Annotated in this window: 12 protein-coding genes; 10 read left to right on the forward strand and 2 right to left on the reverse strand. The window is 65.7% G+C overall.

The window, feature by feature from the left end; translation table 11 throughout:
• Positions 1–60: 60 nt before the first annotated feature.
• Positions 61–696: an ATP-dependent Clp protease proteolytic subunit gene (locus AC5Y30_RS00440; protein WP_499915355.1), complete on the forward strand. Its 636-nt coding sequence runs from the start codon at positions 61–63 to the stop codon at positions 694–696.
• On the forward strand, positions 693–1328 hold the full coding sequence (clpP2, locus tag AC5Y30_RS00445; RefSeq protein WP_066860217.1) for an ATP-dependent CLP protease proteolytic subunit ClpP2: 636 nt from the start codon (positions 693–695) through the stop codon (positions 1326–1328). Before AC5Y30_RS00440 ends, clpP2 begins: the two co-directional genes overlap by 4 nt.
• A gap of 19 nt (positions 1329–1347) precedes the next feature.
• On the opposite strand, the gene mmuM is transcribed toward clpP2, so the two are convergent.
• Positions 1348–2271: a homocysteine S-methyltransferase gene (gene mmuM / locus AC5Y30_RS00450; RefSeq protein ID WP_499915358.1), complete on the reverse strand. Its 924-nt coding sequence runs from the start codon at positions 2269–2271 to the stop codon at positions 1348–1350.
• 326 nt (positions 2272–2597) lie between these two features.
• On the opposite strand from mmuM, the gene clpX reads away from it, so the two are divergent.
• The 6 genes from clpX to AC5Y30_RS00480 all read left to right on the forward strand — a co-directional run bounded on the left by clpX (position 2598) and on the right by AC5Y30_RS00480 (position 10728).
• The gene (clpX, locus tag AC5Y30_RS00455) at positions 2598–3878 is read left to right on the forward strand and encodes an ATP-dependent Clp protease ATP-binding subunit ClpX (protein WP_064953001.1); all 1281 of its coding nucleotides are present in this window, start codon (positions 2598–2600) and stop codon (positions 3876–3878) included.
• Positions 3879–3885: 7 nt separating this feature from the next.
• Positions 3886–5169 carry an MFS transporter gene (locus tag AC5Y30_RS00460; protein ID WP_499916686.1) on the forward strand — a complete coding sequence of 428 codons (1284 nt, stop codon included), beginning with the start codon at positions 3886–3888 and terminating at the stop codon, positions 5167–5169.
• Between the two features lie 245 nt (positions 5170–5414).
• Positions 5415–7367, forward strand: a complete 1953-nt coding sequence (locus AC5Y30_RS00465; protein WP_499916687.1) for a 2-oxoacid:acceptor oxidoreductase subunit alpha — start codon at positions 5415–5417, stop codon at positions 7365–7367.
• Positions 7368–7448: 81 nt separating this feature from the next.
• Positions 7449–8573: a 2-oxoacid:ferredoxin oxidoreductase subunit beta gene (locus AC5Y30_RS00470; protein ID WP_499915360.1), complete on the forward strand. Its 1125-nt coding sequence runs from the start codon at positions 7449–7451 to the stop codon at positions 8571–8573.
• A 1-nt stretch (position 8574) separates the two neighbouring features.
• Positions 8575–9189 (forward strand): molybdenum cofactor guanylyltransferase, encoded by a 615-nt coding sequence (gene mobA, locus AC5Y30_RS00475; RefSeq protein WP_499915362.1) that lies wholly within the window; start codon positions 8575–8577, stop codon positions 9187–9189.
• A gap of 993 nt (positions 9190–10182) precedes the next feature.
• The gene (locus AC5Y30_RS00480) at positions 10183–10728 is read left to right on the forward strand and encodes a transglycosylase family protein (protein ID WP_499915364.1); all 546 of its coding nucleotides are present in this window, start codon (positions 10183–10185) and stop codon (positions 10726–10728) included.
• A gap of 172 nt (positions 10729–10900) precedes the next feature.
• Here the strand turns inward: AC5Y30_RS00480 and AC5Y30_RS00485 are convergent, their stop codons facing one another.
• Positions 10901–11689 (reverse strand): phthiotriol/phenolphthiotriol dimycocerosates methyltransferase, encoded by a 789-nt coding sequence (locus AC5Y30_RS00485; RefSeq protein ID WP_499915366.1) that lies wholly within the window; start codon positions 11687–11689, stop codon positions 10901–10903.
• Between the two features lie 282 nt (positions 11690–11971).
• Between AC5Y30_RS00485 and AC5Y30_RS00490 the strand changes: the two genes are divergently transcribed.
• Entirely contained in the window at positions 11972–13231 is a 1260-nt protein-coding gene (locus AC5Y30_RS00490; RefSeq protein ID WP_499915368.1) for a saccharopine dehydrogenase family protein, read from the forward strand.
• 59 nt (positions 13232–13290) lie between these two features.
• Positions 13291–15951, forward strand: coding sequence for a valine--tRNA ligase (locus AC5Y30_RS00495; RefSeq protein WP_499915369.1), 2661 nt, complete (start codon positions 13291–13293; stop codon positions 15949–15951).
• Positions 15952–15957: the final 6 nt, after the last annotated feature.

The raw sequence follows: 15957 nt of genomic DNA on the forward strand, positions 1-15957 counted from the left end.
CGAACGTGGCCCTTTCGGGGGTGCGTGGCCGCGAAACAGTGGGCCCGGTTGGCTAGTGTCGTGAATACGGATCTCGAGAAAGCAGGTAACTCAGTCGTGACTGACATGCGTTCAAACTCGCAGGGTCTCAACCTCACGGACTCGGTCTATGAGCGCTTGCTGTCCGAGCGCATCATCTTCCTGGGTTCAGAGGTGAACGACGAGGTCGCCAACCGGTTGTGCGCGCAGATTTTGCTGCTCGCCGCCGAGGACAGCGACAAGGACATCAACCTCTACATCAACTCCCCGGGTGGATCGATCAGCGCCGGAATGGCGATCTACGACACCATGGTGCTGGCGCCGTGTGACATCGCCACCTACGCGATGGGCATGGCTGCCTCGATGGGCGAGTTCTTGTTGGCCGCCGGCACCAAGGGCAAGCGTTACGCGTTGCCGCACGCCCGCATCCTGATGCACCAGCCGCTCGGCGGGGTGACCGGTAGCGCGGCCGACATCGCCATCCAGGCCGAGCAGTTCCACGTCATCAAGAAGGAGATGTTCCGGCTCAACGCCGAATTCACCGGGCAGTCGATCGAGCGCATCGAGGCCGACTCCGACCGCGACCGCTGGTTCACCGCGCAGGAAGCCCTCGAATACGGCTTCGTCGACCACATCATCACCCGCGCCGCCCACATCACCAATGGAGAAGCCCGATGAACCCCGAAACTCAGCCCCAGGCGCGCTACATCCTGCCGTCGTTCATCGAGCACTCCAGCTTCGGGATCAAGGAATCCAATCCCTACAACAAGCTGTTCGAGGAACGCATCATCTTCCTCGGTGTCCAGGTCGACGACGCCTCGGCGAACGACATCATGGCGCAGCTGTTGGTGCTCGAGTCGCTGGACCCCGACCGCGACATCACCATGTACATCAACTCGCCCGGAGGCGGATTCACCTCGCTGATGGCGATTTACGACACCATGCAGTACGTGCGCGCCGACATCCAGACGGTCTGCCTCGGGCAGGCCGCCTCGGCGGCGGCGGTGTTGCTGGCCGCCGGGACGCCCGGCAAGCGCATGGCACTGCCCAACGCCCGGGTGCTCATTCACCAGCCATCGCTGCAGGGCGTGATCCAGGGGCAGTTCTCCGATCTGGAGATCCAGGCCGCCGAGATCGAGCGGATGCGCACGCTGATGGAAACCACGCTGGCCCGCCACACCGGCAAGGACGCCGCGACGGTCCGCAAGGACACCGACCGCGACAAGATCCTGACCGCCGAAGAGGCCAAGGATTACGGGATCATCGACACCGTGCTGGAGTACCGAAAGCTTTCGGCGCAAACGGCGTAACTGTTCGCCGAAAGTGCACTCACGGCGAATTTTCGCCCGATTTCTCGCCCTGAGTGCACGCTCGGCGAACCGCCGCGACATCGCCGGGCCCGACCCGGCAGCATCCGCCGACGATTCGCGCCCCCGCCGCGACCCAGTGCGCGGCCAGGTCAGCGCTGAATCGCGACGGACCGATCCAGCTGCGTCGCAACGCGTCCCAGCGCTCGCCGCTGTTCGGGTAGACGATGACGGGCTTCCCGACGGCTGCGGCGGTCGCAATGGCCGGCAACACGTCGTCGGGCGCACAGCAGTTCACGCCGATCGCGACGATCTCGTCGACGCCGGCCGCCACCGCGAACGCGTCGGCCAGCGGCTGCCCGGCGCGGGTGCGGTCGCCGTCGACGGTGAAGCTCAGCCACGCCGGTTTCCCGACCGAACGCATCAGCTCAACGAGGGCCTGCGCTTCGTCGGCGTCGGGCACGGTTTCGCACGCGAGCACGTCCGCGCCCGCGTCGGCCAGGATCTCCAACCGTGGCCGGTGCCAGCGCTTCAAGGCGGCTGCCGACAGGCCGTAGCGTCCGCGGTATTCCGATCCGTCGGCCAGCGCCGCGCCGTACGGTCCGATCGAGGCGGCGACGAGCAGGCCGCCGACGCCGGCTTCGTCCCGCGCCGCCTTGGCGAGCTCGACGCTGCGGCGCAACAGTCCGACGGTCTCTCGGCGATCCAATCCACGAGCGGCGAAACCTTCGAACGACGCCTGGTAGCTGGCCGTCGTCGCGATCGTGGCCCCGGCGCGAAAGTAGGCGGCGTGCACCGCGGCGATGTCCTGCGGGGCGTCGGCGAGCAGTCTCGCCGACCACAGCGGGTCGGAAAGGTCATGGCCGCGCGCTTCGAGCTCGGTGGCCAAGCCGCCGTCGAGCAGCACGGATCCGCTGGGCCATTCGAAGCCCACAGCCAAACCCACGTCGCCACTGTAGGGTGATTTCTTGGGGGGCCGGCCAGGCCTCGCGTGAACATTGGCGTTGGGTTGGCACCTCCACTGGAAGCAAGGTCGTAGCCGGTCGGCCTCGGCCGCGTTACGACCGCGACACGCCAAAGACACGCCAAGCGCGCCTTTCGCGAGTTACGGGCACCGTCTGGCTATATGTTTCATCCATACGGACATGCATGAATACCATCGACGCGATTCGGCCCTTATGGTCGCGTCGGGCCCGATCAAACGGGTAGCGTCGATAACACATCCGGGCACCGGCAAACCAACGGCGAACAGGAAGTAGGCCCTTAAGCACCATGGCGCGCATCGGAGACGGCGGTGACCTGCTGAAGTGCTCGTTCTGCGGGAAGAGCCAGAAGCAGGTCAAGAAGCTCATTGCTGGCCCCGGCGTGTACATCTGCGACGAATGCATCGATCTCTGCAACGAGATCATCGAAGAGGAGCTCGCCGACGCCGACGACGTGAAGCTCGATGAACTCCCCAAGCCGATCGAGATCCGGGAGTTCCTCGAGGGATACGTCATCGGGCAGGACACCGCCAAACGGACGCTGGCCGTGGCGGTCTACAACCACTACAAGCGGATTCAGGCCGGTGAAAAGGGCCGGGACTCCCGGCACGAGCCCGTGGAGCTGACCAAGTCCAACATCTTGATGCTCGGGCCGACCGGTTGCGGCAAGACCTACCTGGCCCAAACGCTCGCCAAGATGCTCAACGTCCCGTTCGCCATCGCCGACGCCACCGCACTGACCGAAGCCGGTTACGTCGGTGAGGACGTCGAGAACATCTTGCTCAAGCTGATCCAGGCCGCGGACTATGACGTCAAGCGCGCCGAGACCGGCATCATCTACATCGACGAGGTCGACAAGATCGCCCGCAAGAGCGAGAACCCGTCGATCACCCGCGACGTGTCCGGCGAAGGCGTCCAGCAGGCGCTGCTCAAGATCCTGGAAGGCACCCAGGCCTCGGTTCCCCCGCAGGGTGGTCGCAAGCACCCGCACCAGGAGTTCATCCAGATCGACACCACCAACGTGCTGTTCATCGTCGCCGGTGCGTTCGCCGGTCTGGAGAAGATCATCTACGAGCGCGTCGGCAAGCGCGGCCTGGGCTTCGGCGCCGAGGTGCGCTCCAAGGCCGAGATCGACACCACCGATCACTTCGCCGAGGTGATGCCCGAAGACCTGATCAAATTCGGCCTGATCCCCGAGTTCATCGGACGGCTGCCGGTGGTCGCATCGGTCACCAACCTGGACCGCGAGTCGTTGGTCAAGATCCTGTCGGAGCCGAAGAACGCGCTGGTCAAGCAGTACACGCGGCTCTTCGAGATGGACAATGTGGAGCTCGAGTTCACCGACGACGCCCTGGAAGCTATCGCCGACCAGGCGATCCACCGCGGCACCGGGGCTCGCGGGCTGCGGGCGATCATGGAAGAGGTCCTGCTGCCGGTGATGTATGACATCCCCAGCCGCGACGACGTCGCCAAGGTTGTGGTGACCAAGGAGACCGTCCAGGACAACGTGTTGCCGACGATCGTTCCGCGAAAGCCGTCCCGTTCAGAACGTCGGGACAAGAGCGCCTAACTAGATCCTGGAGCACACCGGCGACCCGAGCGACGCCGTTCCTCGGCGTCTTGCGCACGGCCTGGACCTGCTGAATTTCCTGCTGGCCGACGTCCGTGACGGCCTGGGCCCGTACCTATCCATCTATTTGCTGCTGACCCATCATTGGGATCAGCAATCGATCGGCTTCGTGATGGCCGTCGGCGGCATCGGGGCGATAGTCGCGCAGGGCCCGGCCGGCGCCTTGGTGGATAGGAGCACGGCAAAGCGGGCGCTGATCATCGTCGGCGCGCTGACGATCACCGCGGCGTCGTTGGCGATGCCGTTGTTCCCCGGGTTCTATTCGATCTCGGTACTGCAGGCGCTCACCGGAATCGCCGGATCCGTTTTCGCTCCCGCATTGGCCGCCATCACCCTGGGGCTGGTCGGCTCCCGTCGATTCTCCCGGCGGATCGGACGCAACGAGTCGTTCAACCACGCCGGAAACGCCTGCGCCGCAGCGATTACCGGCGTCCTGGCCTACGTTTCCGGACCGGTCGTCGTCTTCTGGGTGCTGGCCGCCATGGCGAGCGCCAGTGTTGTTGCGACACTGTGGATTCCGGGTGACGCGATCGACCACGACGTGGCCCGGGGCATGGACCACCTCCCCGGGGAACCGCGCCGAACCCCGTCCCGGCTCACCAGGCTGCTGGGCAATCGGCGGCTGATGATCTTCGCCGTGACGGTCATCGCGTTCCACTTCGCCAACGCGGCCATGCTGCCGCTGGTCGGTCAGCGCCTGGCGCTGCACAACAAAGACGTCGGAACTGCCCTGATGGCCGGCTGCATCGTGGCCGCGCAGGTCGTCATGGTGCCGGTGGCGTACCTGGCGGGCGCCAAGGCCGATTCGTGGGGGCGAAAACCGATCTTTCTGGCCGGATTCGCGGTTCTGGCCGCCCGTGGATTCCTTTACACGTGCTCGGACAACTCCTACTGGTTGGTGAGTGTGCAACTGCTCGACGGCGTCGGGGCCGGCGTGTTCGGCGCTCTGTTTCCCCTGGTGGTGCAGGACGTGACGCACGGAAGCGGTCGATTCAACGTCAGCTTGGGGGCGATAACGGCCGCGACCGGCACCGGCGCAGCGATATCGAACCTGGTCGCGGGCTCGATCGTGGTCGCGGCCGGCTACAACGCCGCGTTCGCCTTCCTGGGCGCCCTCGCCGCGGCCGGCTTCGTGTTGTATCTGATCGCGATGCCGGAAACAGCGGAGGCAAAATCCGGCGCCGGAACCGCGGCGGCCGGAGGCGGCCACGGTATGGGCGACAGTAGCTAACGCGCAATACGTGACCAACAACACAGTTTGGTTTCGTACTCGTCAGTAGCTCCGCCTGACTTCGGGTTTTGCCGACAAAACGGCGCCGTGACATGCATAAGGGACCGCCATACAACCCTCAAGGAAATGCCATAATTGATACCGGCAGTGACATGAAGCGCTAGCGGGCCGAGGCCGCTTCGAAGGCGCGTAACCTGGAACGTCGGCGGAGTGTCTGTCCGGTGAGCAAAGTGGAGGGCAAAGACGTGGATCCGAACGGCAGCGGAGCCGCATCAGACTCACATGGGGCTTCCCCCAACGGATCTGCCCGTCAGCGCCTCGAACAAGTCGTCATTCGCTTCGCCGGGGACTCCGGCGACGGCATGCAGCTCACCGGAGACCGGTTCACATCCGAGGCTGCGCTTTTCGGCAACGACCTGGCGACCCAGCCCAACTATCCCGCCGAGATTCGCGCCCCCGCAGGCACCCTGCCCGGCGTCTCGTCCTTCCAGATTCAGATCGCCGATTACGACATCCTGACCGCCGGCGACCGGCCCGACGTCCTCGTCGCGATGAATCCCGCTGCGCTCAAGGCCAACATCGGTGACCTGCCCCGCGGTGGCATGGTGATCGCGAACTCCGACGAGTTCACCAAGCGCAACCTGACCAAGGTGGGCTACGTCACCAACCCGCTCGAGACGGACGAGTTGTCGGACTACGTGGTGCATTCCGTCGCGATGACCACGCTGACGCTCGGGGCCGTCGAGACGATCGGCGCCACCAAGAAGGACGGCCAGCGCGCCAAGAACATGTTCGCGCTGGGCCTGTTGTCGTGGATGTACGGGCGGCCGATCGAGACCAGCGAGAAGTTCATCAGGGAGAAGTTCGCCCGCAAGCCCGAGGTCGCCGAGACCAACGTGCTGGCGCTGAAGGCGGGCTGGAACTACGGCGAAACCACCGAGGCCTTCGGCACCACTTACGAGGTGTCCCGGGCGACCCTGCCGTCGGGCGAATACCGTCAGATCTCGGGCAACACCGCGCTGGCGTACGGCATCGTGGCGGCCGGCCAGCTGGCGGACATTCCGGTCATGCTCGGCAGCTACCCGATCACGCCCGCGTCGGACATCCTGCACGAGCTGTCCAAGCACAAGAACTTCAACGTCATCACCTTCCAGGCCGAGGACGAGATCGGCGGTATCTGCGCGGCGATCGGCGCCTCGTACGGCGGTGCGCTGGGCGTGACCACCACCTCCGGCCCGGGCATCTCGCTGAAGTCCGAAGCGCTCGGGCTGGCCGTTATGACCGAGCTGCCGTTGCTCGTCGTCGACGTGCAGCGCGGCGGGCCTTCGACCGGGCTGCCCACCAAGACCGAACAGGCCGACCTGTTGCAGGCGCTGTTCGGCCGCAACGGCGAATCACCCGTCGCGGTGCTGGCCCCGCGCTCACCTTCGGACTGCTTCGAGACCGCACTCGAGGCGGCGCGCATCGCGGTGTCCTACCACACCCCGGTGATCGTGCTGTCCGACGGCGCGATCGCCAATGGGTCGGAGCCGTGGCGCATTCCGGACGTCAGCACGCTGCCGGGCATCACGCACACCTTCGCCAAGCCGGACGAGCCGTTCCAGCCCTACGCACGGGACCCGGAGACGCTGGCCCGGCAGTTCGCCGTGCCCGGCACCCCGGGGCTCGAGCACCGGATCGGCGGCCTGGAAGCGGCGAACGGCTCGGGCAACATCTCCTACGAGCCGGTCAACCACGACCTCATGGTGCGGTTGCGCCAGGCCAAGATCGACGGAATCTCGGTCCCCGACCTGGAGGTCGACGACCCGACCGGCGACGCCGAGTTGCTGTTGATCGGCTGGGGCAGCTCCTACGGCCCGATCGGTGAAGCATGCCGGCGCGCCCGGCGCAAGGGCATCAAGGTGGCGCACGCCCACTTGCGTTACCTCAACCCCTTCCCGGCCAACCTGGGCGAGGTGCTGCGGCGCTACCCGCAGGTGGTCGCGCCGGAAATGAACCTAGGTCAGTTGGCGTTCCTGCTCCGGGGCAAGTACCTGGTGGATGTGCAATCAGTCAGCAAGGTGCAAGGCGTCGCCTTCCTGGCTGACGAAATCGGCCGCGTCATCCGCGCCGCGCTGGGTGGGACGTTGGCCGAAGTCGAGAACGACAAGACGATGGTCGCCAGGATGGCGGCAGCAACGGTTGGAGCCAGCGCATGAGCTCAATGGTCTTGGCGGGCAACAACATAGAGCGAAACGCGATGTGGGGGCACGTCCCCAGCGGGAGGGACCCCCACCCGCTTGCGGGGGAGAGGAACGACGCTCGTGACTGACGTGATCGGCAACCTGGCGGGCAAAGACCTCGGTGTGACCGCGAAGCTGACAAAGAACGACGGGGTCCCCACGTTGGCTGCTGAGGACCAGCCGCAGAAGTCCAAGGACTTCACCAGCGACCAAGAGGTCCGTTGGTGCCCGGGCTGCGGGGACTACGTCATCCTCAACACCATCCGCAACTTCCTGCCCGACCTCGGGCTGCGGCGCGAGAACATCGTGTTCATCAGCGGCATCGGCTGCTCGAGCCGATTCCCGTATTACCTCGAAACCTACGGCTTTCACTCGATTCACGGCCGCGCGCCGGCCATCGCCACCGGTCTGGCGCTGGCCCGCGAGGACCTGTCGGTGTGGGTGGTCACGGGTGACGGCGACGCCTTGTCGATCGGGGGTAACCACCTGATCCACGCGCTGCGCCGCAATGTCAACATCACGATCCTGCTGTTCAACAACCGGATCTACGGCCTGACCAAGGGGCAATACTCGCCGACATCGGAGGTCGGCAAGATCACCAAGTCGACCCCGATGGGATCGCTGGACCACCCGTTCAACCCGGTGTCGTTGGCCCTGGGCGCCGAGGCGACCTTCGTCGGCCGCGCGCTTGACTCCGACCGCAACGGACTGACCGAGGTGCTGCGCGCCGCCGCCGGGCACCGGGGTGCCGCCGTGGTCGAGATCCTGCAGGACTGCCCGATCTTCAACGACGGCTCGTTCGACGCACTGCGCAAGGAAGGCGCCGAGGAGCGGGTCATCAACGTCCGCCACGGTGAGCCAATTGTGTTCGGCGCCAATGGCGAATACTGCGTCGTGAAGTCGGGCTTCGGTCTGGAGGTGGCCAAGACGGCGGACGTGTCGGTCGACGAGATCGTGGTGCACGACGCGCACAGCGACAACTCGGCCTACGCCTTTGCCCTGTCGCGGTTGTCGGACCAGAACCTCGAACACACGGTGCTGGGCATCTTCCGCAACATCAGCCGGCCCACCTATGACGACGCGGCGCGCTCGCAGGTCCAGGCGGCCCAGTCCGCGAAGCCGTTCGATTCCGCCGCGCTGCAGTCGCTGTTGCGCGGGCGCGACACCTGGACCGTCGACTGACGTGGGCGAGCAGATACTCGACACGGATCAGGCCGTGTCGCTAGCGGGAATAGCCCTGGCCGGCGGTGAATCGCGGCGCATGGGCCGCGACAAGGCCACCCTGCCCGGCCCTGGGGGTGCCCCCACGCTCCTCGAGTATGTCGCCGGGGTGCTCGCACAGCGCTGTGAGCCCGTTTTCGTGGTGGCCGCACCGGGGCAACCGTTGCCGACCGTGCAGGCGAAAGTCATCCGCGACGAGGTGCGCGGCCAAGGGCCGCTTCCGGCGACCGGACGAGGGCTGCGGGCGGCCGCGGAGGCGGGCGCCCGGTACGCCTTCGTCTGCGCGGTCGACATGCCGCTTCTGTCTGCGGAATTGATCGACGACCTGGTGCGGCTGGCCACCGAGACCAACGCCGAGATTGTGCTGCCCTGGGACGGCCGCAGCCACTACCTGGCCGCGGTGTACCGCACCGATTTGGCCAAGCGGATCGAGGGCCTGGTCGCCGGTGGCGCCCGCTCGATGCGCGCCTTGATCGACGCCTCGGACGCGCAGCAGATCGTGCTGCCGGAATCGCGCTTCCTGGCGAACGTCAATACGGAGAGCGACCTGCTCGCCCTCGCGCAGTCGCGGGGCTGAAGGTGTAGCGCCGGGTCGATCAGCCTGGCGGACATTCACTTAGCCGCAATTCGGCGCCGCTGGTATCGCGCTGAACACACCGGCACTTGTCACCTCGATAATTTCCGCGATAGTCATTGCGCGATTCCGCATGCAGTCGGTGCCGAGCAATCCTGCAGCGCGGCGGCCGCTAGCGTGATCGGTTGCGGCGGTGGTGATTTGAAGCGATCGCCAGAGCGCTTATCGATTTGCGGGGCGGGCTGCGGTCGGACTTTGTCGAAGAATCCCCCGCCTTATCGACGAAAGGCATTGCAGCCCTTTTGCATCCCTTGATGTGTGAATGAAAAATATTGTCTAGCAAGCGGATACAAACTGATGTGCTTGGTTCGGCAGAAACGAACCGGGGGCGACTCATGATTCGGCGTCGAATTATGCTGCTGGGCAGGGAAAGTCGATACCGTTCGATTTTGCATGGTTTCGGCGTCTGAAGTGCGCAGAAGTTGCGGTACTCTACGCCGGCCCGCAGCGGGGATCCGGATCCGTTGAATGCCTGGAGAATCGGCTCGCTGCACCGGAAATAAACGTGCGCCAGCTCACAAAACACAGGTGATTCGGCTCACCATTCGTTTGGCTGATCCGATCGAGCTTCGATCCCGAAAACGCCGCAATAACCTGGGTAAATGGAGCCGCTGCCGCGGCGTGATCGACCCGTTACCGAAACGAGATACCCGATTTCTCAAGATGACTAACGCGTCGAGGTTCTCTACGGTCCCTGTTAGCCCACAACGGGTTACGGAAGAGTAATCAAATAATTGAATCCACGGACCCGCGTGCGAGCGGCGCCACGGACGGCGAGAGCCCGACCGTGGTCGGTGGGTAATACCCGCTGGGCATACTTGGCCCGCCGCTGCCGTGCCTGACCCAGACGGCACGTTTCAAAGCAGGCAATAACCAGACAGCTTCAGCCCACATCCGTGGGCTTGCTTTGGCGCGCGCACCGCGAAAGGAAGATTCTTGAAGAACGTCCGAAAGACGCTCATTCTCGCCGCGGTCACGGGCACGCTCGTGACCATCCCGTCGGCCACCGCTCACGCGGACGAGGTGCCGGCGGGCTTCGACCCGAACGCGCCGGTCGTCGGCCCCGCTCCGGACGCTCCGGCCCCGGACGCTCCGCCGGCCCCGGACGCTCCGCTGCCGCCGGCTCCGGACGCTCCGCTGCCCCCGGCTCCCGACGCTCCGCCGCCCCCGGCTCCGGACGCTCCGCCGCCGCCGGCTCCCGACGCTCCGGCGCCTGGCCCGGACGTCCCGCCGCCTCCCGTCCACCGGGCGTACAGCGTGAACTGGGATGCCATCGCGCAGTGCGAGTCGGGTGGCAACTGGGGGATCAGCACCGGTAACGGCTTCTCCGGTGGCCTGCAGTTCACCCCGAGCACCTGGCGCGCCAACGGTGGGTCGGGCTCCCCGGCCGGCGCGAGCCGCGAGGAGCAGATCCGGGTCGCCGAGAACGTGCTGCACTCGCAGGGCATCGGCGCTTGGCCGGTCTGCGGGCGCCGCGGCTGAGCCGCAGCCACAATCGACGGCTTCGCTGTCATACATCTAAGAAGTGCCGGGCCTTGTGCCCGGCACTTCTTGGCTCCGGGGGCGCTTGATCGTCCAAACAGCCATAGACGGTCCCGAAGCGATTCTCGGTGGTTCACCGCGTTTCGCGTCGTGTGCGATATTCAGGCGTAGGTCAGCTTCGGACCAGATGGTATAGCCGGTAGCTGGCATCCCCGTCACGCAGCCCTGTCTGGTGCCAGGACCCCTCCGCCGGGGCGCCCTTGCGCATCCGGGACCGCAAGAACGGGATTGGTGAGAGGTTCTCCGACACCGCAGACAGGTAGCGGCTGTTCAAGCCCATGCCGCGAGCGACATCATCACTGATGTCACGCCATGACGCGATCTGCAAGCCTGGCGCAGCGGCTAGGTCCGCCTCCCAGTCGCCACATTCCGCACGCTTGCGAAAATCCGTATACAGAAGCGACCCCTTTGGCGCCAGCACCCGTGATACCTCACTCAGGAAGCGGTCGAAGTGCGGGTAGCAGTGCGACGATTCCACGTTCATCACCACATCGAAGGACCCTTCAGCGAAGGGCAACGCTTCCGCGTCGCCTGGCGTGAAACTCAGCCGGGGCACACCGTGATGGCGGCGGCGACAGAACCGGATTCCCGTGCGGTTGCGATCCAGGCCCTGATATGACGCCGGCCCGAAGGTACGCGCCAAATACGACGCCCCGCCACCGTGCCCGCAGCCGACCTCGAGCACCCGCTTACCGGACAGTTCACCTTGCGCAGCCGTCGCGTGGTAAAGCTGAATCGGGTACCGGTGCTTTTCATCCTCGTCCGAAAGCGGAATGCCCATCGGCGGCTCTTCCTCGTACGCCCAGTTGAAGAACAGCATGTCGTCGTCAGCGCGCCGCGTGAAATACGGGTAGAAGCCCTTCCACCACAACGAGCCCACCCGCTGCATCAAAGCCACCATCGCCCCCCATGTTCGTGTCGAGTGAAGTAGGAGCGCAGCAACCCGACCGCTGGCTAGACCCCCGAAGTATTCAGGGGTACCCAATCCCCTGGAAGACAGTGCGGCGCGGAGGGATCGGCAGGGAGTTCACAGCAGGACAGCAGTTGACGCCGTCGACGAGCTCTTCGTCATCGCCGGCATATCTCTAGCTTCGCGTCATACATCTAAGAAGTCCCGGGCCTTGTGCCCGGCACTTCTTGGCTCCAGGGGGTGTCGCCCACATCGTCGGGTAGCGTCGGGCCCGTGACCGCAACGCCGCGCGAATTCGACATTGTGCTGTATGGGGCGACCGGCTTCGTGGGGAAGCTCACCGCCGAATACCTGGCCAGCTCGGCACCGGACCGGCGGATCGCGTTGGCCGGCAGATCGCCCGACAAATTGCGCGCCGTCCGCGACACGCTGGGCGACCCCGCGCAGTCCTGGCCCATTCTGAACGCCGACGCCTCGTCGCCCTCCACGCTCAATGAGATGGCGCCCCGTACCCAGGTCGTCATCACCACCGTCGGGCCTTATACCCGCTATGGGCTGCCGCTGGTGGCCGCCTGCGCCGCCGCCGGCACCGACTACGCCGACCTGACCGGCGAGGCGATGTTCGTCCGCGAAAGCATCGACCTCTACCACAAGCAGGCCGCGGACACCGGCTCCCGCATCGTGCATGCGTGCGGATTCGATTCGGTCCCTTCGGACCTCAGTGTGTATGCGCTCTACCGGGCGGCGCGGGACGACGGCGCCGGCGAACTCGGCGACACCGACTTGGTGGTCCGGTCTTTTTCCGGCGGCGTGTCCGGGGGAACCGTCGCGTCGATGCTGGAAGTGCTCGATACCGCATCGCGCGATCCGGATGCCCGCCGTCAACTCGCCGACCCGTACACGTTGACCACGGATCGCAGCGCCGAACCCGAAATCGGCCCACAGCCCGATTTGCCGTGGCGCCGTGGTGGTCGGATCGCGCCGGAGCTGACCGGGTTGTGGACGTCGGGCTTTCTGATGGCGCCCTATAACACCCGAATCGTGCGGCGCAGCAACGCATTGCTGGACTGGGCCTACGGGCGCCGGTTGCGTTACAGCGAGAGCATGAGCCTGGGCTCGTCGCCGTTGGCTCCGGTGGCATCGGCTGTGGTGGGCGGGGTCGGCGCGGCGACTTTCGGATTGGGCAGCCGGTATTTCCGGCTGCTGCCGCGCAAACTGGTGGAGCGCATCGTGCCTAAGCCCGGAACCGGCCCGAGCGACGCGGCCCGAGAGCGCGGCTACTACCGGATCGAGACCTTCACCACCACAACCACCGGCGCGCGTTACGTGGCGCGCATGGAGCAGCGTGGCGACCCGGGCTATAAGGCGACGTCGGTGCTGTTGGGGGAGTGCGGCCTCGCTCTGGCGCTGGACCGCGACAAGCTCCCAGATCTGCATGGCGTTCTCACCCCCGCAGCCGCGATGGGCGACGCGCTGCTCGACCGATTTCCCGCCGCGGGTGTGACATTAAAGGTCCAACGACTGGATCAGTGACCCGGCTCACGCATTTGGGCGCTTACAGGAGAGCAAATACCGCTCCCTAGAATTGACGGGTGACCGCCAGCCGCAGCCCCGCCACCGACCTGCCCAAGTCGTGGGATCCGGCCGCGGCCGAAAGCGCCATCTACCGGAAGTGGGTGGACGCCGGGTACTTCGTGGCCGATCCGAACAGCGCCAAGCCCGGGTATTCGATTGTGCTGCCGCCGCCGAACGTGACCGGCAGCCTGCACATGGGCCACGCACTCGAACACACGATGATGGATGCCCTGACCCGCCGCAAGCGGATGCAGGGCTACGAGGTGCTGTGGCAGCCCGGCATGGACCACGCCGGCATCGCGACGCAGAGCGTGGTGGAAAAACAGCTCTCGGTCGACGGCAAGACCAAAGAAGACTTCGGTCGAGAGCTGTTCATCGACAAGGTATGGGACTGGAAGCGGGAGTCCGGCGGCGCCATCGGCGCCCAGATGCGCCGCCTGGGCGACGGCGTGGACTGGAGCCGGGAACGCTTCACCATGGACGAGGGTCTGTCGCGGGCGGTCCGCGCGATCTTCAAGCGCCTCTACGATGCCGGACTGATCTATCGCGCCGAGCGACTGGTCAACTGGTCGCCGGAGCTGCAGACGGCGATCTCGGATATCGAGGTCGACTATCAAGAAGTCGAAGGCGAGCTGGTGTCCTTCCGGTACGGGTCGATGGACGACTCGCAGCCACACATCGTGGTGGCCACCACCCGAATGGAAACGATGCTCGGTGACACCGCGATCGCGGTGCATCCCGACGACGAGCGCTACCGGCACCTGGTGGGTAGCAGCCTGTCGCACCCCTTTGTGGATCGTCAGCTGGTGGTGGTCGCCGACGAGCATGTGGACCCCGAATTCGGTACCGGCGCAGTCAAAGTCACCCCCGCGCACGACCCCAACGACTTCGAGATCGGCCTGCGGCATCAGTTACCGATGATTTCCATCATGGACACCAAAGGCCGAATCGCCGACACCGGAACACAATTCGATGGCATGGACCGGTTCCAGGCCAGGGTCGCGGTGCGCGAGGCGCTGGCGAGCGAGGGCCGGATCGTCGAGGAGAAGCGGCCGTACCTACACAGTGTGGGCCACTCCGAGCGCAGCGGCGAGCCGATCGAGCCCCGGCTGTCGCTGCAGTGGTGGGTTCGGGTGGAATCGCTTGCCAAGGCCGCCGGCGACGCGGTGCGCAACGGGGACACCGTGATTCACCCCGCCAGCCTGGAACCGCGGTGGTTCGGCTGGGTCGACGACATGCATGACTGGTGCATCTCGCGCCAGTTGTGGTGGGGCCACCGCATCCCGATCTGGTACGGCCCCGACGGCGAACAGCGCTGCGTGGGTCCTGACGAGGCACCACCGGAAGGCTGGGAGCAGGACCCCGACGTCCTGGACACCTGGTTCTCCTCGGGCCTGTGGCCGTTCTCCACTCTGGGCTGGCCGGAGAAGACTCCGGAACTCGAAAAGTTCTATCCGACAAGCGTTCTCGTTACCGGTTATGACATCCTGTTTTTCTGGGTAGCCAGGATGATGATGTTCGGCACGTTTGTCGGCGACGACCAGGCCATCACCCTGGACGGCCGTCGCGGTCCGCAGGTGCCGTTCACCGATGTCTTCCTACATGGGCTGATCCGCGACGAGTCCGGCCGCAAGATGAGCAAGTCCAAGGGCAACGTCATCGACCCGCTGGACTGGGTGGAGATCTTCGGGGCCGACGCCTTGCGGTTCACCCTGGCCCGCGGCGCCAGTCCTGGCGGCGACCTGGCGATCGGTGAGGACCACGTCCGGGCGTCGCGCAACTTCTGCACCAAGCTGTTCAACGCCACCCGCTACGCGCTGCTCAACGGCGCGAAGCCGGCCCCGTTGCCCGCGCCGGGCGAGCTTACCGATGCCGACCGATGGATTCTCGGACGACTGGAAGAGGTTCGCGCGGAGGTCGATTCGGCGTTCGACAGCTACGAGTTCAGCCGCGCGTGTGAGGCGCTCTACCACTTCGCGTGGGATGAATTCTGTGACTGGTACGTCGAATTGGCCAAGACCCAACTGGCCGAAGGGCTCACGCACACCACGGCCGTGCTGGCCGCCACGCTGGACACCCTGCTGCGGTTGCTGCATCCGGTGATCCCCTTCATCACCGAGGCCCTGTGGAAGGCACTGACCGGCGACGAGGCCCAACACGAGTCGCTGGTGATCGCCGATTGGCCGCAGCCGTCCGGTATCAGCCTGGATAGGGTTGCCGCGCAGCGGATTACCGACATGCAGAAGCTGGTGACCGAGGTGCGGCGGTTCCGCAGCGACCAGGGACTGGCGGACCGCCAGAAGGTGCCGGCCCGGCTGAGCGGCGTCGACGAATCCGATCTGGACACCCAGGTGAGCGCGGTGACGTCGCTGGCTTGGCTCACCGCCGCGGACCCGGATTTTCGCCCGTCCGCGTCGGTCGAGGTGCGCCTGCGCGGCGGCACCGTCGTCGTCGAACTCGACACCTCGGGCACCATCGACGTCGCGGCCGAACGTCGCCGGCTGGAAAAGGATCTCGCGGCCGCGCAGAAGGAATTGGCTTCGACCGCAGCCAAATTGGACAACGCGGACTTTTTGGCCAAAGCGCCCGAACAGGTCGTCACCAAGATCCGGGACCGTCAGCGTCTGGCCCAGGAGGAAACCGAGCGGATCAACGCGCGGCTAGTCGGGCTGCAGTGAGTGTCC

Source organism: Mycobacterium sp. NGS27, assembly GCF_059813005.1.